This window comes from Salinigranum sp. (genome assembly GCF_041641895.1).
In the GTDB taxonomy this organism is placed as follows: Archaea; Halobacteriota; Halobacteria; order Halobacteriales; family Haloferacaceae; genus Salinigranum.
In genome coordinates, this window is record NZ_JBEPXO010000007.1 from 1 (window position 1) to 18,695 (window position 18,695).

20 protein-coding genes, 1 tRNA gene and 1 pseudogene are annotated in these 18,695 nt (G+C 69.9%); 6 read left to right on the plus strand and 16 right to left on the minus strand.

Annotated elements, in window-relative coordinates:
- From ACESK5_RS02375 to ACESK5_RS02385, 3 genes and pseudogenes are all read right to left on the minus strand, one after another.
- A pseudogene (locus tag ACESK5_RS02375) lies at positions 1 to 578 on the minus strand (DoxX family protein); the annotation flags it as partial.
- An 82-nt stretch (positions 579 to 660) separates the two neighbouring features.
- A complete protein-coding gene (locus tag ACESK5_RS02380) occupies positions 661 to 1,110 on the minus strand; it encodes an archease (protein WP_372909945.1) in 450 nt (149 codons plus the stop codon).
- Positions 1,107 to 2,177 (minus strand): DUF502 domain-containing protein, encoded by a 1,071-nt coding sequence (locus tag ACESK5_RS02385; RefSeq protein ID WP_372909946.1) that lies wholly within the window; start codon positions 2,175 to 2,177, stop codon positions 1,107 to 1,109. The genes ACESK5_RS02380 and ACESK5_RS02385 overlap by 4 nt, the downstream gene beginning before the upstream one ends.
- 172 nt (positions 2,178 to 2,349) lie before the next feature.
- Between ACESK5_RS02385 and ACESK5_RS02390 the strand changes: the two genes are divergently transcribed.
- Both ACESK5_RS02390 and ACESK5_RS02395 read left to right on the plus strand, forming a co-directional pair.
- Positions 2,350 to 2,628, plus strand: coding sequence for a DUF5822 domain-containing protein (locus ACESK5_RS02390; RefSeq protein WP_372909947.1), 279 nt, complete (start codon positions 2,350 to 2,352; stop codon positions 2,626 to 2,628).
- 45 nt (positions 2,629 to 2,673) lie between these two features.
- A complete protein-coding gene (locus ACESK5_RS02395) occupies positions 2,674 to 3,516 on the plus strand; it encodes a translation initiation factor eIF-2B (RefSeq protein WP_372909948.1) in 843 nt (280 codons plus the stop codon).
- Between the two features lie 28 nt (positions 3,517 to 3,544).
- On the opposite strand, the gene ACESK5_RS02400 is transcribed toward ACESK5_RS02395, so the two are convergent.
- The 8 genes from ACESK5_RS02400 to ACESK5_RS02435 all read right to left on the minus strand — a co-directional run bounded on the left by ACESK5_RS02400 (position 3,545) and on the right by ACESK5_RS02435 (position 10,933).
- Entirely contained in the window at positions 3,545 to 4,672 is a 1,128-nt protein-coding gene (locus tag ACESK5_RS02400) for a Gfo/Idh/MocA family protein (protein WP_372909949.1), read from the minus strand.
- Positions 4,672 to 5,640 (minus strand): sugar phosphate isomerase/epimerase family protein, encoded by a 969-nt coding sequence (locus tag ACESK5_RS02405; protein ID WP_372909950.1) that lies wholly within the window; start codon positions 5,638 to 5,640, stop codon positions 4,672 to 4,674. Before ACESK5_RS02405 ends, ACESK5_RS02400 begins: the two co-directional genes overlap by 1 nt.
- 42 nt (positions 5,641 to 5,682) lie before the next feature.
- The gene (locus ACESK5_RS02410) at positions 5,683 to 6,159 is read right to left on the minus strand and encodes a GNAT family N-acetyltransferase (protein ID WP_372909951.1); all 477 of its coding nucleotides are present in this window, start codon (positions 6,157 to 6,159) and stop codon (positions 5,683 to 5,685) included.
- Positions 6,160 to 6,263: 104 nt separating this feature from the next.
- Positions 6,264 to 6,815 (minus strand): HAD family hydrolase, encoded by a 552-nt coding sequence (locus tag ACESK5_RS02415; protein ID WP_372909952.1) that lies wholly within the window; start codon positions 6,813 to 6,815, stop codon positions 6,264 to 6,266.
- Positions 6,816 to 6,916: 101 nt separating this feature from the next.
- On the minus strand, positions 6,917 to 8,059 hold the full coding sequence (locus ACESK5_RS02420) for an acyl-CoA dehydrogenase family protein (RefSeq protein ID WP_372909953.1): 1,143 nt from the start codon (positions 8,057 to 8,059) through the stop codon (positions 6,917 to 6,919).
- Positions 8,060 to 8,121: 62 nt separating this feature from the next.
- A complete protein-coding gene (locus ACESK5_RS02425) occupies positions 8,122 to 8,775 on the minus strand; it encodes a PHP-associated domain-containing protein (protein ID WP_372910015.1) in 654 nt (217 codons plus the stop codon).
- A 5-nt stretch (positions 8,776 to 8,780) separates the two neighbouring features.
- Positions 8,781 to 9,722, minus strand: a complete 942-nt coding sequence (locus tag ACESK5_RS02430) for a diacylglycerol kinase family protein (RefSeq protein WP_372909954.1) — start codon at positions 9,720 to 9,722, stop codon at positions 8,781 to 8,783.
- Between the two features lie 77 nt (positions 9,723 to 9,799).
- Complete coding sequence (locus ACESK5_RS02435) at positions 9,800 to 10,933, minus strand: CBS domain-containing protein (protein WP_372909955.1); 1,134 nt, start codon at positions 10,931 to 10,933, stop codon at positions 9,800 to 9,802.
- Between the two features lie 108 nt (positions 10,934 to 11,041).
- On the opposite strand from ACESK5_RS02435, the gene ACESK5_RS02440 reads away from it, so the two are divergent.
- Positions 11,042 to 12,379, plus strand: a complete 1,338-nt coding sequence (locus tag ACESK5_RS02440) for a carboxypeptidase-like regulatory domain-containing protein (protein ID WP_372909956.1) — start codon at positions 11,042 to 11,044, stop codon at positions 12,377 to 12,379.
- An 18-nt stretch (positions 12,380 to 12,397) separates the two neighbouring features.
- Here the strand turns inward: ACESK5_RS02440 and ACESK5_RS02445 are convergent, their stop codons facing one another.
- The 3 genes from ACESK5_RS02445 to ACESK5_RS02455 all read right to left on the minus strand — a co-directional run bounded on the left by ACESK5_RS02445 (position 12,398) and on the right by ACESK5_RS02455 (position 14,538).
- A complete protein-coding gene (locus ACESK5_RS02445) occupies positions 12,398 to 13,603 on the minus strand; it encodes an alanyl-tRNA editing protein (RefSeq protein ID WP_372909957.1) in 1,206 nt (401 codons plus the stop codon).
- A gap of 131 nt (positions 13,604 to 13,734) precedes the next feature.
- A complete protein-coding gene (locus tag ACESK5_RS02450) occupies positions 13,735 to 14,259 on the minus strand; it encodes a multiprotein-bridging factor 1 family protein (protein ID WP_372909958.1) in 525 nt (174 codons plus the stop codon).
- Positions 14,260 to 14,453: 194 nt separating this feature from the next.
- Positions 14,454 to 14,538: transfer RNA gene (locus ACESK5_RS02455), tRNA-Leu, on the minus strand.
- 214 nt (positions 14,539 to 14,752) lie between these two features.
- Here ACESK5_RS02455 and ACESK5_RS02460 point away from each other — a divergent pair.
- Complete coding sequence (locus tag ACESK5_RS02460) at positions 14,753 to 15,319, plus strand: DUF420 domain-containing protein (protein WP_372909959.1); 567 nt, start codon at positions 14,753 to 14,755, stop codon at positions 15,317 to 15,319.
- Positions 15,320 to 15,361: 42 nt separating this feature from the next.
- Here ACESK5_RS02460 and ACESK5_RS02465 read toward each other — a convergent pair whose 3' ends face one another.
- Positions 15,362 to 16,450 (minus strand): radical SAM protein, encoded by a 1,089-nt coding sequence (locus ACESK5_RS02465; protein ID WP_372909960.1) that lies wholly within the window; start codon positions 16,448 to 16,450, stop codon positions 15,362 to 15,364.
- Between the two features lie 6 nt (positions 16,451 to 16,456).
- A complete protein-coding gene (locus ACESK5_RS02470; protein WP_372909961.1) occupies positions 16,457 to 17,038 on the minus strand; it encodes a halocyanin domain-containing protein in 582 nt (193 codons plus the stop codon).
- 100 nt (positions 17,039 to 17,138) lie between these two features.
- On the opposite strand from ACESK5_RS02470, the gene ACESK5_RS02475 reads away from it, so the two are divergent.
- Both ACESK5_RS02475 and ACESK5_RS02480 read left to right on the plus strand, forming a co-directional pair.
- Positions 17,139 to 17,429, plus strand: coding sequence for an Htur_1727 family rSAM-partnered candidate RiPP (locus tag ACESK5_RS02475; RefSeq protein ID WP_372909962.1), 291 nt, complete (start codon positions 17,139 to 17,141; stop codon positions 17,427 to 17,429).
- Positions 17,426 to 18,652: a TIGR04347 family pseudo-SAM/SPASM protein gene (locus ACESK5_RS02480; RefSeq protein WP_372909963.1), complete on the plus strand. Its 1,227-nt coding sequence runs from the start codon at positions 17,426 to 17,428 to the stop codon at positions 18,650 to 18,652. The genes ACESK5_RS02475 and ACESK5_RS02480 overlap by 4 nt, the downstream gene beginning before the upstream one ends.
- The last annotated feature ends 43 nt before the right edge of the window (positions 18,653 to 18,695 follow it).

Sequence of the window (18,695 nt, forward strand, 5' to 3'; positions counted from 1 at the left end):
GGCCGGCCGCCGCCGAGGAGTGCGATGGCGAGGAAGCCCGGGACGTACTCGAACGCGAGCAGGAGGGTCGGGGAGACGGCGAGCGCCGCGAGGTAGACGGCGAGGCCGAACGCGGCCACCAGACGGGTGCCGAAACCGAACAGCAGGAGGAAGCCGACGGTGATGCCGAACAGCCGAACCAGGGTGGGCGACGCCGGGGCGAACATCGGCGTGAACAGGTAGCCCGCGAACCCGGCGCCGACCAGCGGGAGGCCGACGCTCAGTCGGAGCAGCCACGGGAGGAGGTCACGGTAGCCGGCGAGCAACTGCCGTAGCAGGAGGATGTCCCGACGGACAGGGCGAACGCGGAGGTACGCGAGGAGTCCGACGACACCCACGGCGCCACCACCGGCGAGCAGCGTCGCGTTGAGCGGGTCCACGAGCGTCGAGAGCAGGAACGCCAGCGGGTCTACCTCCTCCCCACCGGGGGTGACGTACTGCACGTGTGCGCTGACGGGGGCGGCGAACAGGGCCGCACAGACCGCGGCGACGGACGCGATCACCGCTGTCCGGACCGGCCGACCTCGGAGAGAACTCATTACTCGTAGCTGAGTACCCGAGCGTCCTAAGCGACACGGCTCCTTCTCGGTCGCCGGGAAAAATCACGAACGTTCGGGCGCGTCAGACGTCGAAGACGACGTACGCCTCCCAGCCCACCTCCCCCTCTTCGAGCCGCATCTCCGAGTACGTCACCGCCTTGACGTCACGGGCGTCGACGCGGTCGAACGGGATGCCGCGAGCACGGCCCTCGACGCGCCACGGTCGGTCGGCAGCGGCGGACGCTGATTCGGCCGAATCGGGGCCGGTGACGACCGCCTCGTTGTCCGCCGGGAGGACCTCCCGGACGTCGCGCTCGTAGATGAGCTGGTCGAGGTAGTCGAACAGCAGCGCCTCCCGGGACTCGGCCTCGACGGTGAACGTCAGCCACTCGTCGTGCTCGTCGGGCGGCGGGACGTCGTCGCACATCGCCGCCGTGAGGCCGTCGCCGACGGCGGCGAACGCTCCGGACAGCGTCTCTGCCTCGGCCTCCACGGCGACGTCGGCCGTGTGGTCGCGGAGGTGGAACGTCACTCTCTCCCCTCCCGTTCGCCGGCGGGGTCACGGGTACGACCGGCCCGTTCGGCCGGGGGGCCGTCCGTCCCGTCTCGCTCTCCGGGGTCGCGGCCGGCCCGTTCGGCCGGGCGGTCGTCGGTCCGCCCGCGGGCCTCGCGGACGCGGTCCGCCTCCCGGGCGGGCCGGGTCGAGTCGGCGTCGCTGTCCCCGTCGCGTTCCCGTTCGGCGATGTCCTGCGGGCGGCCGGCGTGTGCGGGGTCGACGTCCGCACTGTACCGCGCCGTCCGGTCGTGGCCGGTCCGTCGCTCGAACGACGTCGCCCGCTCGGGCCGCGTCCGGCGGTCGACCGCCTCGTTCGCGGCGAGCGTCCGTATCTCCTCACCGGAGAGGCCGCTCTCGAGGTCGGAGTCGGCGATGGCGACGCCGCTCGTGACGATGGTCTGGACGCCCTCCTCGACGGTGAGGTCGACGTCCATCACGCGGTCGACCGGCAGGTGGACGAGGTGGCCGCCCATCACGGGGTTCGGCGCCATCGGGAGGAACATCGTCACCATCTCGTCGTGAGGCGTCGGTTCGGCGAGCGACTCGGGCGTCTCGGTCGTGACGAACCCGAGCGTGTACGACCCCTCGTGGGGGAACTCGACGAGTTTTACCTCGCGGAAGCTCTCGGTGTCCGACGAGAGGACGACGTCGGACATCTGCCGGAAGCTCTCGTAGATGGAGCCGAACCCGGGGACGCGCGTCGCCGCGCTGTCGAAGTAGTCGACGGCCCGTTCGCCGTACCGCGACCGCTCGACGACGAAACCGACCCCGACGACGCCACAGAGCACGAACGCGGGGATGGTCAGTTCGAGCAGGAGTTCGCCCGAGACGGTGACGAGACCCGGGAGGAGGGTGATGCGGTCCGAGACGGAGAAGAGGGCGGAGACGAACGCGAGGTAGCGGTAGAGCGTGTTGAACAGGAAGGCGAAGACGAGTGTCGTGACGAGCACGGGGACGACGACGGCGACCCCCGTGATGAACGACTCGCGGACGACGTCGGTCACCGAGCGGGCGGGCGTCCTCGTCTCGGACAGCGGCGCCATGTCTCGTTCTGTGTCGGGTGACTACCAAAGCGTTCCGGGACGTGGGGCGTGCGGACGTGTCGACCTGTCGGGGTGTCGACGTGTGACCGACGACGATGTCGACCGTGTGTCGTCGCGCCGCCCTCCCGACGCGAACCGACACCTCTTATTCCTCGCCTCCGAAGCCGAAGCCGTGCAACCCGTCGAACGCTCTGACCCCGACGGTGTCGACTTCGGGTGGGTGATGCAGACGACGTTCGTCGTGACCATCCTGGTCGGGTCGCCGGTCGTCGCTGTGCTGTCGACGACGACGACGCTCCCGACGTGGGGCGCGCGCGCGTCCTTCGCAGTCCGGGTCGGGGCGGTCATCTGGTTCCTGACCGCCGTCGTCGTCTACCTCTACGCCCGACGGACCAACGCCGGCGACGGTGGCGTCGGCCGACCCGACGCCGACCCGAACACCGAAGACTGAGTCTGGCCCGAAGCCGTTTTCCCCGCGTCCGCCGCACGTCCCGGTATGATCGACGAGACCATCGAGGAGATACGGGAGATGCAGACCCACAGCTCCTCGGTCGTCGCCATCAAGGCAACCCGCGCGCTCGCCGAACTCACCGAGCGGGAGTACGCCGCTATCGACGACTTCGAGCGCGCGCTCGAACACAACGTCGGCGCTCTCCGCCGGTCGAACCCCTCTCACGCCTCGCTGCACAACGCGATGCGCCGCGTTCTCGAGGAAGTCATCGGCGCGTCGACGACCGTCGAGGGCTCGATGGCCACGCTCGAGCACACCATCGAGGCCGTCGTCGAGGACATCGAACAGGGCAAGCGCGGCGCCGCCGCGAACGCCGCCGAGACGTTCGAGGCGAACGAGACGTTCCTCACCCACGACTACTCGTCGACTGTCCTCGGCGCCATCGAAACCGCCGCCGCCGACACGTCGCTGACGGCGTACGTCACCGAGGCGCGCCCCCGCTACCTCGGCCGGAAGACCGCCCGTGCCCTGGCGAAACTCGACACCGTCGACCCCCACCTCGTCATCGACGGGGCCTGCGGGCACTTCCTGCCCGAGTGTGACCGGGTCGTCATCGGCATGGACTGCATCGTCGGTGACACCCTCTACAACCGCATCGGGACGTTCCCGCTCGTCACCACGGCGAAGCAGGTGGGCGTCCCCGTCACCGTCGTCGGGTCGAGCACCAAACTCATCGACGAGTTCCGCTTCGAGAACGAGGTCAGGCCCGCGACGGAAGTGATGCTCGAACCCGCCGAGGGCATCACCGTCGAGAACCCCGCGTACGACGCGACGCCCGTCGACCTCATCGACGAAGTCGTCACCGACGAGGGCGTCCGCGAACTGTAACGACCGCCCGCCGCCCGCCGCCCGCCGCTCAGTCGCCGTCGCCCGGGAGGTCCACCCACTCGCCCCGCTCGTCAGACCGTTCGATGGCGTCCAGCACCTCCTGCACGCGGTACGCGTCGGCGAACGAGGGGTGGAACTCCCCGCCCTCGGCGACTGCCGAGAGGAACTCGTAGTTCTCGTGGACGAACGTGTGTTCCCAGCCGATGACGTGGCCCGGCGGCCACCAGTGGTCGACGTACGGGTCCGAGCCGTCCGTGACGAGGATGGTCTCGTACCCTCTCGACTCGCTGGACTTGTACTCGAGTTCGTTCAGCCGCTCGAGCGAGAACCTGAGGCTCCCCTCCGAGCCGTGTATCTCGACGGTGTGATCGTTCTTGTGCCCCGTGGCGAACCGCGAGGCCTCGAAGCTCCCCACGGCGCCGTTCTCGTACTCGGCCTGCGCCGTGTAGGCGTCGTCGACAGTCACGGGCTTCGTCTCGCCGTCGCCGGTCGGCCGCTCGTCGACGAACGTCTGCAGGTGGCCCGACACCCGGACCAGGTCGCCCGCCACGTCGCCGACGAGGAAGCGCGCGAGGTCGATCGTGTGTGCGCCCAGGTCGCCGAGCGCACCCGACCCCGCCAGTTCCTTCGAGTTCCGCCACGACCACTCCGCCTCCGGGTCGACCAGCCAGTCCTGGAGGTAGCGCCCCCGGACGTGGCGTATCTCACCGAGTTCGCCGTCCTCGACGAGTCCCTTCGCGTACCGGATGGCGGGCACGAACCGGTAGTTGAACGCACAGCCGGCGATCCGGCTCGACTGCTCGGCCGCCTCGTGCATCTCCCGGGCCGCCGACAGGGTGGGGGCGAGCGGTTTCTCACAGAAGACGTGTGCGCCCGCCTCCAGCGCCGCGATGGAGGGGTCGGCGTGGAGGTGGTTCGGTCCGAGGTTGTAGAAGACGTCCACCTCGTCGACCACGTCGCGCCAGTCCGTCGCAGTGTGGGAGAAGCCGAACCGCTCGGCCGCCGCGCTGAGCGCCGCCTCGTCGCGCCCGACGAGCGTGTGCCGCTCGACGGCGGGGGCGTCCGGGAAGAACATCGGCAGGCGCGCCAGCGCGTTCGAGTGCGCCTTCCCCATGAACCGGTAGCCGAGGACGCCGACGGTGAGTTCTTCGTTCATTATTCTGCCCAGTACGCCTCGCCGGGGGTGGTCTCGAAGACGGCGCGCTGGAGGACGTCGACGGCCTTCTCCAGCCCCTCGCGGGAGGAGGTGAGCGAGTCCTCGTGTTCGATGGAGAGGGCACCGTCGTAGCCGACCATCCGGAGGGTCGAGACGACGTCCTTCCAGTGCTCCTCGCCGTGGCCGTACCCCACGGTCCGGAAGAGCCACGACCGATCGGACTCGTCGGTGTAGGGGGTGGTGTCGAGGACGCCCTTCGTGCGCGCGTTCGCCTCGTACACTTTCGTGTCCTTCGCGTGGACGTGGTGGATGGCGTCGTGCTCACCCAGGAAGCGGATGGCCTCGGTGACGTCGATGCCCTGCCAGTAGAGGTGCGAGGGGTCGAAGTTCGCACCGACGCGCTCGTTCGTCGCCTCCCTGAGTCTGAGCAGGCCGTGTGGCTCGTAGACGAGCATGTTGGGGTGCATCTCGATGGCGACGTCGACGCCCGCCGACGCCGCGTGTTCGGCGAGGTCACTCCAGTAGTCGGTGGCGACGTCCCACTGGTACTCGTGGGCGTCGGCGTGTTCGGTCGGCCACGGCGCCGTGACCCAGTTCGGCACCTCGTCGTCCGGGCCGCCGGCGGGGAGCCCCGAGAAACACGTCACCGTGTTCACGCCGAGCGCGGCCGCCAGGTCGACCGCCTCGCGGAGTTCCTCGCGCGCCTCGTGTGCGGCGTCCTCGTCGGGGTGGAGCGGGTTGTTGTGAGTCGCGAGCGCGCTCACCCGGAGGCCGTGGTCGTCGAGCGTCGCCGACAACTCGGCGCGGGCGTCCTCGCTGTCGAGGAGGACACGTCGGTCGACGTGGTCCGCGCCGGGGTAGCCCCCGACGCCGAGTTCGACTGCGCCCACGCCGACGCCGGCGAGATACGCGAGCGCGTCGTCGAGCGACTCGCCACCGAGCGGAACGGTAAGTACACCTACGTCCATGCGCCGGGCTACTCCCGAACCGCGAATAAAATTTCCGTCGACTCAGCGGCGCAAGAACTCCGAGAGCTTCTCCCGGAAGGAGGCGTCCTGTCCGAGACGGAGGTAGTACGCGTCGCCGCCGTCCTCGTAGTAGTTGTCGATTCGCCGCCTGACCTCGAACCCGATGTGCTCGTAGAACCGGAGGGCGCTCTCGTTCGTCGATCGGGCGTGACAGGTCACTGACCGGTGGTTCTGTGCGACTTCGGCGACAAGTCGCCGGCCGAGTCCCTGTCCGCGGGCCTCGGGCGCGACGGCGAGAAAGAGGATGTAGCCGTCCCGCCGGACGGAGACGAACCCGCGGAGTTCGTCGTCGTCGAAGAGGAGGTGCGTCGTCGACCGACGGTAGGCGTCGACGAAGAAACCCCGTCGCTGTTTCAGGACGCCCTCGGCTCGTCTGATCCGCTCCTTGAGCGCCCACGCGGCCTCGACGTGCGTGGCGTCGTTGGGCCTGTCCACTCGTTTCTCGATTGTGGCACTCACTGGCGTGCACATACACGAGTCTGGAATATAACTCCACCGTCGTCGGGCGACGCGTCCCCCCGTCTCGGCCCCGGTGACGCGGAGGTGGAGACGCGTGTCCCGACTCAGAACGACTCCACCGACCGGTAGGCCGTCCCGGCACGCTCCGCCGTCGTGCGGTCGCGGGGGGAGTCGCCGACGAACACCGCACGCTCGGGCGGGACGTCGACGCCGCGGAGCGTCGCCAGCAACGGTTCGGGGTCGGGCTTCCGGGTCGCGACGGTGTCCCGGCCGACGACGCTTGCGACCCACTCGGAGAGGCCGTGCGTCTCCAGCGCGATGCGGACGCTCGCCTCGCAGTTGAGCGAGCAGACGCCCACGGGCACGTCGTGAGTCGACACCCGGTCGGCGAGCGGCAGACGGTCGGAGATTCGCGCCCCCTCGCGTTCGTGGCCGGCGATGACGGCCTCGAGTTCGTCCCGCAGGCCCGCCTCGTCGGCCAGGTCGAGCATCGCCCAGAGGTCGTAGCCGGCGGCGTCGACGCCGTGCTCGTCGAAGCGGTCGACGGCGTCGCGCGCGACGGCGTCCCAGTCGACGACGAGGCGGACGAGCGTCCCGTCGAGGTCGTAGACGACGGCGTCGTAGCTGTCGAGCGTCGGAGTGGCGGTGTCGGTCACTACGCGAGAGGAGAGGCGACGCGACCAAGAGCGCTTCGCCCCTCGACCCGCGTCGTCGTTCAGGCCGTGTCGGTCACCGCGGGGCGCCCAGTGGACGTCGCTCAGTCGACGACGCCGCGAGCGATTACCTCCTTCTGTATCTCGGAGGTGCCCTCGTAGATGGTGAGAATCTTCGCGTCACGGTAGAACCGCTCCACCGGGAAGTCGGTCGTGTAGCCGTAGCCGCCGTGGACCTGCACGGCCTCGTTGCAGACGTCGACCGCCGCCTCGCTCGCGAAGTACTTCGCCATCGACGCCTCGGTCCGGGGGTCCGCCCCGGCGTCGGCGCGTTCGGCGGCCGCTCTGACGAGTTGCCGGGAGGCGTGGACCTGCGTCGCCATGTCCGCGAGTTTGTGCCTGATGGCCTGGATGTCGGCGATGGGACTCCCGAACTGCTCGCGGTCGTTCGCGTAGGAGACGGCCTCGTCGAGCGCCGCCTGCGAGAGACCGACCGCCTGCGCCGCGATGCCGATGCGGCCACCCGTGAGGATGTGGAACGCCGCCGAGAGTCCCTTCCCCTCCTCGGTGAGACGGTTCTCCGCCGGGATTCGGACCTCGTCGAACGTCAGCCCCGTCGTGTCGGAGGCCCGGAGGCCGAGTTTGTGTTCCTTCTTGCCGACCTCGATACCGGCCGACTTGGGGACGAGGAACTGCGTGACAGACCCGGGGTCGTCCGGGTCGGTCTTGGCGAAGACGATACAGACGTCGCCGCGCTCGCCGTTCGTGATCCACTGCTTCTCGCCGTCGAGGACGTACTCGTCGCCCTCCCGCCGGGCGGTGGTCGACATCTCCGCGGGGTTCGACCCCGCACCCGGTTCCGAGAGGGCGAACATCCCGATGGGGCGACCGGCGGCCATGTCGGGCAGGTACTCCTCCTTCAGCGCCTCGGTCCCGAACTCGGCGATACAGGAGGTAGCGAGACAGTGGACCGACAGCGCCGTCGCGACGGCGAGGTGGCCGTAGGCGACTTCCTCGTTGACGACGCTGTAGGTGAGGCGGTCGGCGTCGTACCCCCCGTACGTCTCGGGGGTTGTCAGGCCGGTCAGGTCCAGTTCGGCGAGGGAGTCCCACGCGTCCTCGGGGAACGTCTCGGACGCGTCCGCCACCGCCGCCCCTGGACGGAGTTCCTCGACGGCGAACTCGCGGACGACGTCACGGACGGCTCGCTGTTCCTCGGAGAGCGAGTCCGACGCTGCAAGTGCCATACTCGGTCGACGGGGGCTGAGGAAGAAAAAGCTGCGCCGACGCGCCCCGCTCGGCCGGAGCGTCAGTCGTGTCCCTTGTACGCGTGGATGCGGTCGTACGCCGCCTGGACCAGTCGGTTCGAGAGGCGGTCGTCGATACGGGGCTCGACGCGGCCGTCGCGGATGGCGTCGACCACCGCCTCGGGTGTGAGTTCGTCCGCGTCCACCGCGGTGTAGGCCCGGCCGACCTCGAACGGGTAGTGGGCGTCGCTCCCACCGACCAGCGGCAGGTCGAGTTCGGCGGCGAGTCGCTCGACCATCTTCCGCCGGCCCGGGTGTTTGCCGTTGACCTCGACGGCATCCATCGCGGCCGTGGTGTCGGCCACCGTACTGTTCCGGTACGGGTGCGCGAGGATGGCCGCACAGCCCCGGTCGTGGGCGGCCTCGGCGACGGCCGTCGGGGTGAGCGTCCCGGGTTCTGTGCGCGTGGGCGGGTCGGGCCCGACGACGAGGACGTGCCCGCGGGTGGTGGAGACTTCGATGCCGGGGACCGAGACGACCGTCTCGTCGTCGCCGAAGGGCTGGTAGTAGTCGTGGTTCGTCAGCGCGACGCCGTCGAGGTCACGCCGGGCGGCGACTGCCTCGTGCAGGCGCGCGCCGACCGGGTCGTACCGCGTCGGCGTCCCCTTCTGCCAGTGGAAGAACCGCGTGTGGGTGTGGAGGTCGAGTGCGTACACGCGTCTCACGCCCCCCCGACGGGGTTCGGTTCGTACCCCGGGCCGACGGCGAGTCGGAGCGCCCGCGAGCGGGTCTCCAGCGAGAGGTGGCGACGCTGGAGTATCTCCCCGTCGAGGCTGAACGCGACCGGTTCGTGCCCCTTGACGTCGATGTCGAGCGAGGAGACGGTGTAGCGACTCGTGCGGTCGGTGTCCCGTTCGAGGACGTGCTCGGCGAGCGTGGTCCCGACGAGGCCGACCGAATCGGTGTCGTGGACGACGACGACGTCGAAGCGGCCGTCTTCGACGTCCGCCTGCTCGCTCCCGCCCGGGGGGAACCGACGCCCGTTGCCGACGAGGACCGCGAGCGCGCTCCCCGCCCAGACCGTCGCGTCGGTCTCGTCGTCGTACAGTTCGACCGTCACGCGGACCGAGTCGAACTCCGAGATGGTCCGCAGCGTGTTGAGGACGTACGCGACGGTTCCGAACCGGTCTTTCTGTTCCGGGTTGGTCTCGGCGCTCGCTTCGGCCGTGAGGCCACAGATACAGGAGTTGAGGAACGGGCGGTCGTCGGCGACGCCGAAGTCGACCCGTCTCCGCTCGCCGCGGTCGAGCACCTCGAACGCCTGTTCGATGCCGGTGATGCCGACGTTCCCCGCGAAGTCGTTCCCGGTCCCACAGGGGACAATCCCGACGGTGACACGGTCGAGCGCCGTCGCGCGCACGACGCCGCGGACCACTTCGTTGACCGTCCCGTCGCCGCCGGCGGCCACGACAGTCGTCGCGCCCGCCGCCGCGGCCTCCGCCGCCAGGTCGACACCGTCGCCCGCCGATTCGGTCTCGCGGACCGCGTAGCCGGCTTCGCGTGCCCGGTTCCGGACCGTCTCGGTGTGGTCGCTGTCCCCGCTCACCGGGTTGAGGACGACGACCCGTTCGTCGGCGTCGCCGCTCGGAGCCTCAGTCGACATCGTGCACTCGTCTCCCGCCCCGGACGGTGAGACCCGCCGGCGGCACGTCGGCGCAGGTGTGTCCGTTCATCCGCGGACTACGGCTCCCGGTGCTCCTGGGGGACCCGCCCGTGCGGTTCCTCGGCCATCCGCTGGTTCTTCAGGTCGAGGACGTTCCGCTCGAGCGTCTCCAGCGCCGTCGACAGCGCGTCCGCCGCGCCGTACCCCTCGGCGGTCCCGGCGACCTGTTCCTCGTCGGTGAACAGTCGGATCTGACACCGGAACAGCGACTGACCGCGGAGTTCCTCGTCGTGTTTCTGGAGGTCGACCTGCGCCTCGATGACGTCCAGTTCCTGGGCCTTCGCGGTGACGGCTTCGATGCGCTCGGCGACCGACTCGCGCTCCTCCGTTCGGAGGTATCCGGGGTTCGTCATCTGGACGTCGAGTCGGTTCGACTCGGCGACGACGAGCGCGCGGAGCACGTCCGTCTTCGACACCACGCCGACGAGGTCACCGTGGGTGTCGTCGTCGACGACGGCGAGGCCGTCGTACCCCGTCTCCAGCATCCGCTCGACCGCCGACTGCACCGGCGTCTGGGGCGTGACGGTCTCCGCGGGACGGCTCATGACGTTCTCGACCGGCAGTTCGAGCAGGTCGGGTTTCTCGCCGCCACGGTCGCCCGCCGACGGCGCGGTGGTGCTCCGGGTGACGAACTCGACGAGGTCGTCGGTCGTCGCCACGCCGACGAGGTCACCGTCGTCGAGGACCGGAAGCCGCGTGACGTCGTTCTCGCGGAGGTCGTTGACGAGTTCGCCCATCGCCGTCTTGCGATCGACCGTCACCGGGTCGGTCGTGTAGACGTCCTCGACGTCGATCACCGAGAGGTTCTCTTCGACCGTCCGGAGCAGGCTGTCGCGGGTGACGACGCCCCGGAGCGTCCCCCCCTCGACGACCGGTGCGACGGTGGTCTCGTTCTCGACGAGGAGGCGGGCCACCTCGCGGACGTCCGTCTCGGTGTCGACCTCCGGCACGCGTCGCAGCAGCGACTCGACCGCGGCGTCGTCGCTCAGTCGCGAGCGGAGCAGGTCCCGTGGATGTACCGCCCCTACCACCGTCTCGTCGGCGACCAGAACGGCGTCCGTCGTCGCCGACTCCAGTTGCGAGCGGACCCGTCCGACTCGCGTCTCTGGTTCGACTGTGTCGTACTCCTGAGTTACCATCGACTGGTCCATCAGTAGGTCACCGTCGGGGAGGACGAGGAATCAACCGTCGGCCTGCACGCGAAAGCAGTCGCAGCGGTGACCAGACATATTACCTCTCGTGACTGTACTCCCCCACGTATGCAGCGGACCGCGCTCATCGTCGCCGTCGTCGTACTCACCGCGTCACTGGCCGGGGCCCCGGGACCGGCGTCCGCCCAATCGAACGACGAACTGGTCACGTTGACCATCGAGGTGGTGAACCCCTCGTCGAACCAGCGCCTCGGGGACGTGACGCTGGTGGTGAGTTGGGACGGCGGTCAGGAGCGGGTCACGACGGCGTCGAACGGGCAGGCGCTCGTCGACGTTCCGGAGGCAGCGTCGGTCGAAATCACCACCGACGACGACCAGTACACCCGTAACGCGCCGTACCGTATCCGCGTCGCCACCGAACGGTCACACACTATCGAGGTGTCGCGCAAGGCCGACCTCGACGTCGTCGTCACCGACGCGGAGGGGACCGTCTCGGACGCGCGCGTGACGCTCGCACAGGACGGCATCGAGGTGGTCACCGGACGAACCGACGACGAGGGCCGCTACCAGTCGGGGACGGTGGCCCAGGGCGAGTACACTCTCTCGGTCGTGAAGCCCGGCTACTACCGCACCACCCGGACCGTCATCGTCGCCGGGTCGCCCGAGGAGAGGGTGTCGATAGAGCGCGGCCGAGTCGACTACGACGTCATCGTCGAGGACCCGCGGTTCGACCCCGCCGAGCCTGTCGCGGCCGCCACCGTCTCGATCGAGGGTGTGGGCGAGGTGACCACGGACGACAACGGCGCGGCGACGCCGCTGCTCCCCGTCAACAGCCGCCTCGAGGTCACCGTCTCGAAAGAGGGGTACGGGACGATCACGGAGACGGTCACGACTACCGAGAGCGAGGGCTCGCTCGTCTTCGAGCTCAGTCGCGAGCCGAGTCTGTCGCTCACCGCGGTGAACGAACGGGTCGTCGTCGGTGAGGTGGTCCCCGTCGAGGTGACGGACGCGTACGGTGACCCCGCGGCCGGCGTGACCGTCCGGCTCGACGGCGAGGCGGTCGCACAGACCGACGAGAACGGCCGCGCGACGGTCCGAATCGAGTCCGCGGGTGACCACGAACTGACGGCACGGGGCCAGGGAGTGACGTCCGAGGCCGTCTCCGTCCGCGGTGTCGGCGAGGGTGGGGAGACGGCGACTGCGGACGCACAGCGGACGGAGGCAGAGGAGACGGCGACAGGGACGACTGCCCCCGGCGACGACGCCGGTTCGTCCCCGCTCACCACGTTCGGACCGGTCGTCCTCGTGCTCCTCCTGGTCGCCGTCGGTGCTGCGTACCTCTACCAGCGGCGACGGGCCGACGCGTCGAACCCGTGGGCCGACGAGGAAGAGGAGGAAGCGGACGCCGACGCCTCCGAGACGGGCGACGACGAGGAGCAGTGGTAGTCGGCCGGTCGAGCCGCACTACTTGCTGTGTCCGTCGCCTTCGCGGAGGAACGTGACCACCTCGTCGGGGGTGGCGTCGAGTCCCCCGCCCTGCGCGAACGGCGGGCCACCGCCCCCGCCGCCGCCGAACTCCTCGGTCACCCGGTCGACGACGTCGCCCGCGTGGACACTCGCCGAGGACGCGACGACGAGGAACGGTCGCCCCTCGCCGCCGACGGCGGCGACCACCTCCTCGTCGCTCGCGACGCGCTTCGCGGCCTCGCCGACGGCGTTCGCCTCGAAGCCGTCGACGCTGCCGACGCGCCAGGCGACGCCGTCCCGGTCGACCGCCTCGAACGACCGGAGCCGACCGTCGAGGAGGTCACCGCGGACGTCCGCCAGTTCCGCCGAGAGTCGGTCGTTCTCGGCCTGGAGGGACGCGACGCTCTCCGGGAGGTCGCTCACGCCGACGCCGAGTTCGCGCGCGACGTCGAGCGCCGCGCCGTGGACCGTCGCGCGGTAGTCGATGCCGGCGTCGCCGACGGCGAACTCGACGCGGGTGAGTCCTTCGCCGGGGTTCGACCGGTCGAGCACCGAAACGGGGCCGACGACGGCCGTGTTCGAGACGTGTGTCCCACCGCAGGCGGCGACGTCCCAGCCGTCGACGGTCACGACCCTGACCGTGTCGGAGTCGGCCATCACGCCGCCCTCGGTCTTGGTGTTGAACGCGACTTCCTCCCGACTGCGAGCCTCCTCGGTGGGTATCTCTTCCCACGAGACGGCGTGGGAGTCCCAGACGGCGCGGTTGACGAGTCGTTCCAGTTCGACGAGGACCGCGTCGTCGATGTCGGTCGAGGTGGCGAAGTCGACGCGGACCTTCTCGTCGGTGATGCCGAAGCCGCCGTACCCCAGGTCGTCGAGGAGCCGTCGGCCGGCGCCGTAGAGGACGTGGCTCGCGGTGTGTGCGCGCATGCAGTACGTCCGGAACTCGTCGTCGACTGTCGCCTCGACCGTCTCGCCGACCGAGAGGGCGTCGGGAGCGGCGGCGAGCGTGTGTTCGACCCGGCCGTCTCGGGCCTGGACGTCCACCACGTCCGTCCCGGCGAGCGTCCCGCGGTCGGCCGGTTGGCCGCCACCCTCCGGGTAGAACCAGGTCCGGTCCAGCACGACGGTCGACCCCTCGACTGCCGTCACCTCGGCTTCGAACGTCCTGACGTCGGGTTCCTGTGGGGCTCGTGAGTGCACATCCGCCGTGGCACGCCGCTCGTGAAAAAGACTTCCGCCCGGGGACGAGGTGCTCGTGAGCGTCCACCGTCGGGAGGAGCGGCCACACGGCCGCCACCCGGTCGAGCGGTCAGCAGCCCGGGTCGGTCAGGTCACTCGTCGACCAGTCGGACGTCGAGTCGCTTCTCCAGCGCCCGGACGACCGACCCGCCGACGCCCGCCCGCGACGCCCGCCCCTGTTCGACGGCGAGCAGGTCGGCCTCTTCGACGTCGAGTTCCGCCGCGAGTTCGCCGAGTTGGAGCCCCTCGGCCTGTCGGGCCTCCTCCGCGATGTCGCCGTAGCCCGACACCAGGTAGGGGAGCCGGTCCTTCTCGTAGTTCGTCCCCTCCTTCTCCCAGTGCGTCGGGTCGCCTTTCTGCTTGTCGTACAGCTTCGCCGCTCGCTGTGCCGCTCGTTTCTTCCGGTTCCCCTCGAACGCGGAGTCGTCGTCCGAGTCACCGGAGCCACCTCGCTCTCGTCCCCCGCGCTGTTCACCGTGTGGTGCACAGGAGCCGCAGACGAGGAGGTTGGCGCCCGCGACGTTCGCCCGTCGCAGGTCGCCCGTCTCCTTCCCACAGAGCTCGCAGGCGTCGCCGGCGTCGCCGCCGCCACCCGAGCCTGTCGAGTATTTAGCCATAACCCCCGTACTGGTTCCAACCGTTTAAATTCGCGGACGTCCCGCCGCTCACGTCGCCGGGTTCGCGCCACGGTGGGTGTGGCCGGACCCGGCCGTGGCTCGCCGGGTAGCGTTCGGAAGGATTGTGCGTGGGTGTTGTCCGCAGAGGGACGACACCTGCATCGGTGTGGTGGTCGGTTCGACCACCCGTGCGATGCGTGGGACCGGATTTGAACCGGCGGACCCCTATGGGACAGCGCCCTCAACGCTGCGCCGTTGGCCTGGCTTGGCTACCCACGCTCGCAGTGGCGTGTGCAACACTTCGTATCCCGCCCCCGATTAAATGACTTTCCTTTCGGGGGCGGGGTGTCGGGCGTTCTCACGAGGCCGATGGTGGGGGGACTCGGGTCGGTCGATCGGTCCGTAGACGGTGGCTCCCGACACACGACGGTCGGACCGACACCGCTCGCACGAAGTCCAAACGGTTTTTTCCGCGCTCTCCTACCTCCACGACATGGAACTCCGCGCCCGTGCACGCGGTCACGTCCGCGAACTCACCGCGCTGCTGACTGTCGTCTCGCTCGCCCTCGTCTTCGGCGCGGCGCTCGGCGCCGTCCCACGGACGATTCTCCCGCGAGCGTCCGACGCCGTCTTCGCCGCCATCCCGCACGTCAACGCCGTCATCAGCACGGCCGCCATCGCCACTATCGTCCTCGGCGTCCGGGCCATCCGGACAGGTAACTGGCGGCGGCACCGGGCGTTCATGCTCGCGTCGCTCGGCCTGTTCGTCGCGTTCCTCGCGCTGTACCTCTACAAGGTGAGCATCCAGGGCCCCGCGCCGTTCCCCGGTCCCGACGTGATATATCGGTTCGTCTACCTCCCGACGCTCGCGATTCACATCGTCCTCGCCATCGTCTGTCTCCCGCTCCTCTACTACGTCGCGCTGCTCGCGCTCACCCACTCCGTCGCCGAACTCCGGAGGACGGCCCACGCGCGGTTCGGGCGTATCGCCGCGGCGCTGTGGCTCGTCTCGTTCGTCCTCGGCAACGTCGTCTACGCGATGCTGTACCTCGTCTACTGACCGTGCCCGACACGGCCGACCGTGGACGACGGGCGGCCGTCGTCAGTCGGCCGTCCTCGTCTCGGAGCCCGGGGCGGGATCCCCGGCGGCCCCGGCGTCCCAGCCGTCGGGGACGTACGGACACAGCGGGTCGCTCCCGAACGGGTCGCCCGAGTGGGCGTACGCCCGCGACCGACTGCCGCCACACCGGTCGCGGTACTCGCAGGCGCCGCACTTCCCCCGGAGGTTCGAACGGTCTCTGAGCTCCGAGAACAGGTCCGAGTCGCGGTAGAGGTCGACGACCGACTCGTCACGGACGTTCCCGGCCGACTTCGGGAGGAAGCCAGAGGGGTAGACCTCGCCGACGTGCGAGACGAACGCGAAGCCGTCCCCCGCGAGGACGCTGGGTCTGCCGCCGCGCGCCTCGTCGGGTGAGACGCCCGCGCGTTCCATCCCGACGCGTCGGAACTGCGGGGCCTCGGTCGTCTTGACGTCGAACCGCTCCTCGTCGCGCACCTCGTGGAGCCAGTCCATCACACTGTCGGCCCGCTCGGGCGCCACCGGTTCGAGGAGTCGCCCCCGGCCGACCGGGACGAGGAAGAAGACGCTCCAGCGGTCGACGCCCAGTCGGGACAGCCGGTCACGGATTCCGGGGAGTTCCCCGACGGTGTCTGCACAGACCGTCGTGTTCACCTGGAGGCCGACGCCGGCGCGCCCGGCGTCGCGAGCGGCCCGGAGCGTGTCGACGAAGCTCCCCTCCTCTCCGCGGAACCCGTCGTGGGCTTCAGGCGTGGCGCCGTCGATGCTGAGCGCCATCCGCGACAGGCCCGCGTCGGCCAGCGCCTCGACTCGCTCGCGAGTCAGCGAGGCTGTCCCGCTCGGCGTGAGCGACATCCGGAGGCCCTGGTCGGTGCCGTGGTCGACCAGGTCGACGAGGTCGGGGCGCTTCAGCGGGTCGCCGCCGGAGAGGACGACCAGTTGTCCCTTGCCGAACTCGCGCGCCTCGTCGAGGAGTCCCTTCCCCTCCGTGGTGGTGAGTTCGTCGGGGTGTCGACCGGGTTTCGCGTCCGCCCGGCAGTGGTCACACGCAAGGTCACACGCCTGCGTGACCTCCCAGATGAGCACCAGCGGTCGTTCGGACGTGTCGAACATCGCGCCTCACTCCACGACGACGGCGCCCTTCATCCCGACCGCTCGGTGGGGCGTACAGACGTACTTCACCGTCCCCGACTCCTCGAACGTGTGCGAGAAGGTGTGGCCCTCGTCGGCGACGAGTTCGCTCTCGAAGGAGCCACCCTCGTCGACGACGTTGTGCGTGCTCCCCTTCCCGGTCCACCGCCAGACGACCGTCGTGCCCGAGTCTACCCGGACCGCGGCCGGGGCGAACGCGAAGTTACCGCCGTTGCCCTCCGCGCCGACAGTCACTTGCACCTCCGACTGGCCGGTCCGGTCGACGACGCCGTCGAAGTTACCGACGTCTTCGAACCAGCCGTCGAACGAGGGCTCCGACCCCGAACCGGAGTCCGACCCCGAGTCACCGCCGTCACCGCTCGGCGTCCCCGTCGGTTCGGGAGTGCTCTCTCCCTCACCGTCGCCGGACCCACTGGTTCCACTTCCACCGGCGTCACCCTGCGGGGCCGACCCCGAACACCCGGCGAGCGCACCCGCAGCCGCGACACCGAGCGTCTTCAGCACGGTTCGGCGGTCGACGTCGACCGACGTGAGACGGTTTCGAGTCATCACCCGCGGCTTAGCGGTTCGGGGAAAAGTGCTCGCTCCCGATTTTCACGCGGTGAAAACCATCGGCACGTGTTCGTATCGGTCGGAAGAACGGGTACCCATGAACGACGGCGAGACCGTTCGCTCGCGGGTGAACGAGCCGCGACACGACGGCGTCGACGCGTGGGAGGTGTTCTTGCGGACTGACTCCGCCGAGCCGCTGACCCACGCCGGGAGCGTGACCGCACCGACCGCCGAGGCAGCACACGAACACGCCGGCGCCCTGTTCGGGGACGCCGGGACCATCTGGCTCTGTCCGACCGACGAGGTCGCCCGGTTCACGTCGCGGACACTCGACGCGGATGAACGCGCAGCGGACGAGACCGACCGGTCGACGGAGGCCACGTCATGATCTCGGTGAGCAAGTTGCTCTGTGGCGGCGTCGCCGAGGGGGACGGCCTCCGGTACGACGCGGCCGCGGAGGCGGACGTCGAGCAGATTCGCGAGGAGCGACAGCAGCGGCCCGTGGTCGTCTGGAACGTCACCAAGGGGTGTAACCTCGCCTGCCAGCACTGCTACGCCGACGCGGAGGTCGAACGGGCACCGGGTGAACTCACCACGGCGGAGGGGAAGGGGCTCCTCGACGACCTCGCCGAGTACGACGCTCCCGTCGTGCTCTTCTCGGGCGGCGAACCGCTCGTCAGAGCCGACCTCACGGAACTCGTCGCGTACGCGGCCGACCGGGGCATCCGTCCGGTCCTCTCGACGAACGGGACGCTCATCACGCCCGGGCGCGCACGAGAACTGAAGCAGGCGGGTCTCGCGTACGCCGGCGTCTCCGTCGACGGCCTCCCCGAACGCAACGACGAGTTCCGCGGCCAGGACGGGGCGTTCGAAGCCGCCGTCGACGGCATCGAGGCGTGTCTGGACGCGGGGTTGAAGACGGGGCTCCGGTACACGGTGACGGAGGCGAACCGCCCCGACCTGGAGGGGGTCGTCGACCTCCTCCACGACGTCGGCCTCGACCGCTTCTGCTTCTACCACCTCGACTACGGCGGCAGAGGCGCCGGTATCCAGGAAGTCGACCTCTCCCCCGGTCGGCGCCGCGAGGCGGTCGAAGCCGTCTGTGACCTCACCCGCGAGTACCACCGGCAGGGCGAGGAGATAGAGACGCTGCTCGTGGGCAACTACTGCGACGCCGCCTTCCTCGTCGAGTACGCCCGCGACCACCTCGGCCGCGAGCAGGCCGAACGGGTGCGTCGGTACCTCGAGGTCAACGGCGGCGACCCGACCGGCGAGCGCGTCGCCGACATCGACTATCAGGGGAACGTCCACCTCACGCAGTTCTGGCAGGGCTACTCGCTCGGCAACGTCCGAGACCGGCCGTTCGGAGCCATCTGGGACGACGAGTCGAACCCCCTCCTGTCCAGACTCCGCGAGCGCGAACAGCACCTCACCGGGCGCTGTGCCGACTGTCGGTACCAGGACGTCTGCCGCGGGGCCTCGCGATTGCGGGCGCTCGCGGTCCACGGCGACCCGTTCGCGCCCGACCCGCAGTGTTACCTGACGCCCGAGGAGCGCGGCGCCGACACCGGTGACGCGGACGCGTCGGGCCGCCGCGTCGACGCGGACTGACTGACGCCTCGCCGGCCCCATCGACCTCGTCCGCCTCCCACGC

Coding starts and splice junctions, on each gene's coding strand:
- ACESK5_RS02385 (WP_372909946.1), bottom strand. CDS start 2,177: ATGGCGCCGCTGTCCGAGACGAGGACGCCCGCCCGCTCGGTGACCGAC.
- ACESK5_RS02395 (WP_372909948.1), top strand. CDS start 2,674: ATGATCGACGAGACCATCGAGGAGATACGGGAGATGCAGACCCACAGC.
- ACESK5_RS02400 (WP_372909949.1), bottom strand. CDS start 4,672: ATGAACGAAGAACTCACCGTCGGCGTCCTCGGCTACCGGTTCATGGGG.
- ACESK5_RS02405 (WP_372909950.1), bottom strand. CDS start 5,640: ATGGACGTAGGTGTACTTACCGTTCCGCTCGGTGGCGAGTCGCTCGAC.
- ACESK5_RS02420 (WP_372909953.1), bottom strand. CDS start 8,059: ATGGCACTTGCAGCGTCGGACTCGCTCTCCGAGGAACAGCGAGCCGTC.
- ACESK5_RS02430 (WP_372909954.1), bottom strand. CDS start 9,722: ATGTCGACTGAGGCTCCGAGCGGCGACGCCGACGAACGGGTCGTCGTC.
- ACESK5_RS02435 (WP_372909955.1), bottom strand. CDS start 10,933: ATGGACCAGTCGATGGTAACTCAGGAGTACGACACAGTCGAACCAGAG.
- ACESK5_RS02440 (WP_372909956.1), top strand. CDS start 11,042: ATGCAGCGGACCGCGCTCATCGTCGCCGTCGTCGTACTCACCGCGTCA.
- ACESK5_RS02450 (WP_372909958.1), bottom strand. CDS start 14,259: ATGGCTAAATACTCGACAGGCTCGGGTGGCGGCGGCGACGCCGGCGAC.
- ACESK5_RS02460 (WP_372909959.1), top strand. CDS start 14,753: ATGGAACTCCGCGCCCGTGCACGCGGTCACGTCCGCGAACTCACCGCG.
- ACESK5_RS02465 (WP_372909960.1), bottom strand. CDS start 16,450: ATGTTCGACACGTCCGAACGACCGCTGGTGCTCATCTGGGAGGTCACG.
- ACESK5_RS02470 (WP_372909961.1), bottom strand. CDS start 17,038: ATGACTCGAAACCGTCTCACGTCGGTCGACGTCGACCGCCGAACCGTG.
- ACESK5_RS02475 (WP_372909962.1), top strand. CDS start 17,139: ATGAACGACGGCGAGACCGTTCGCTCGCGGGTGAACGAGCCGCGACAC.
- ACESK5_RS02480 (WP_372909963.1), top strand. CDS start 17,426: ATGATCTCGGTGAGCAAGTTGCTCTGTGGCGGCGTCGCCGAGGGGGAC.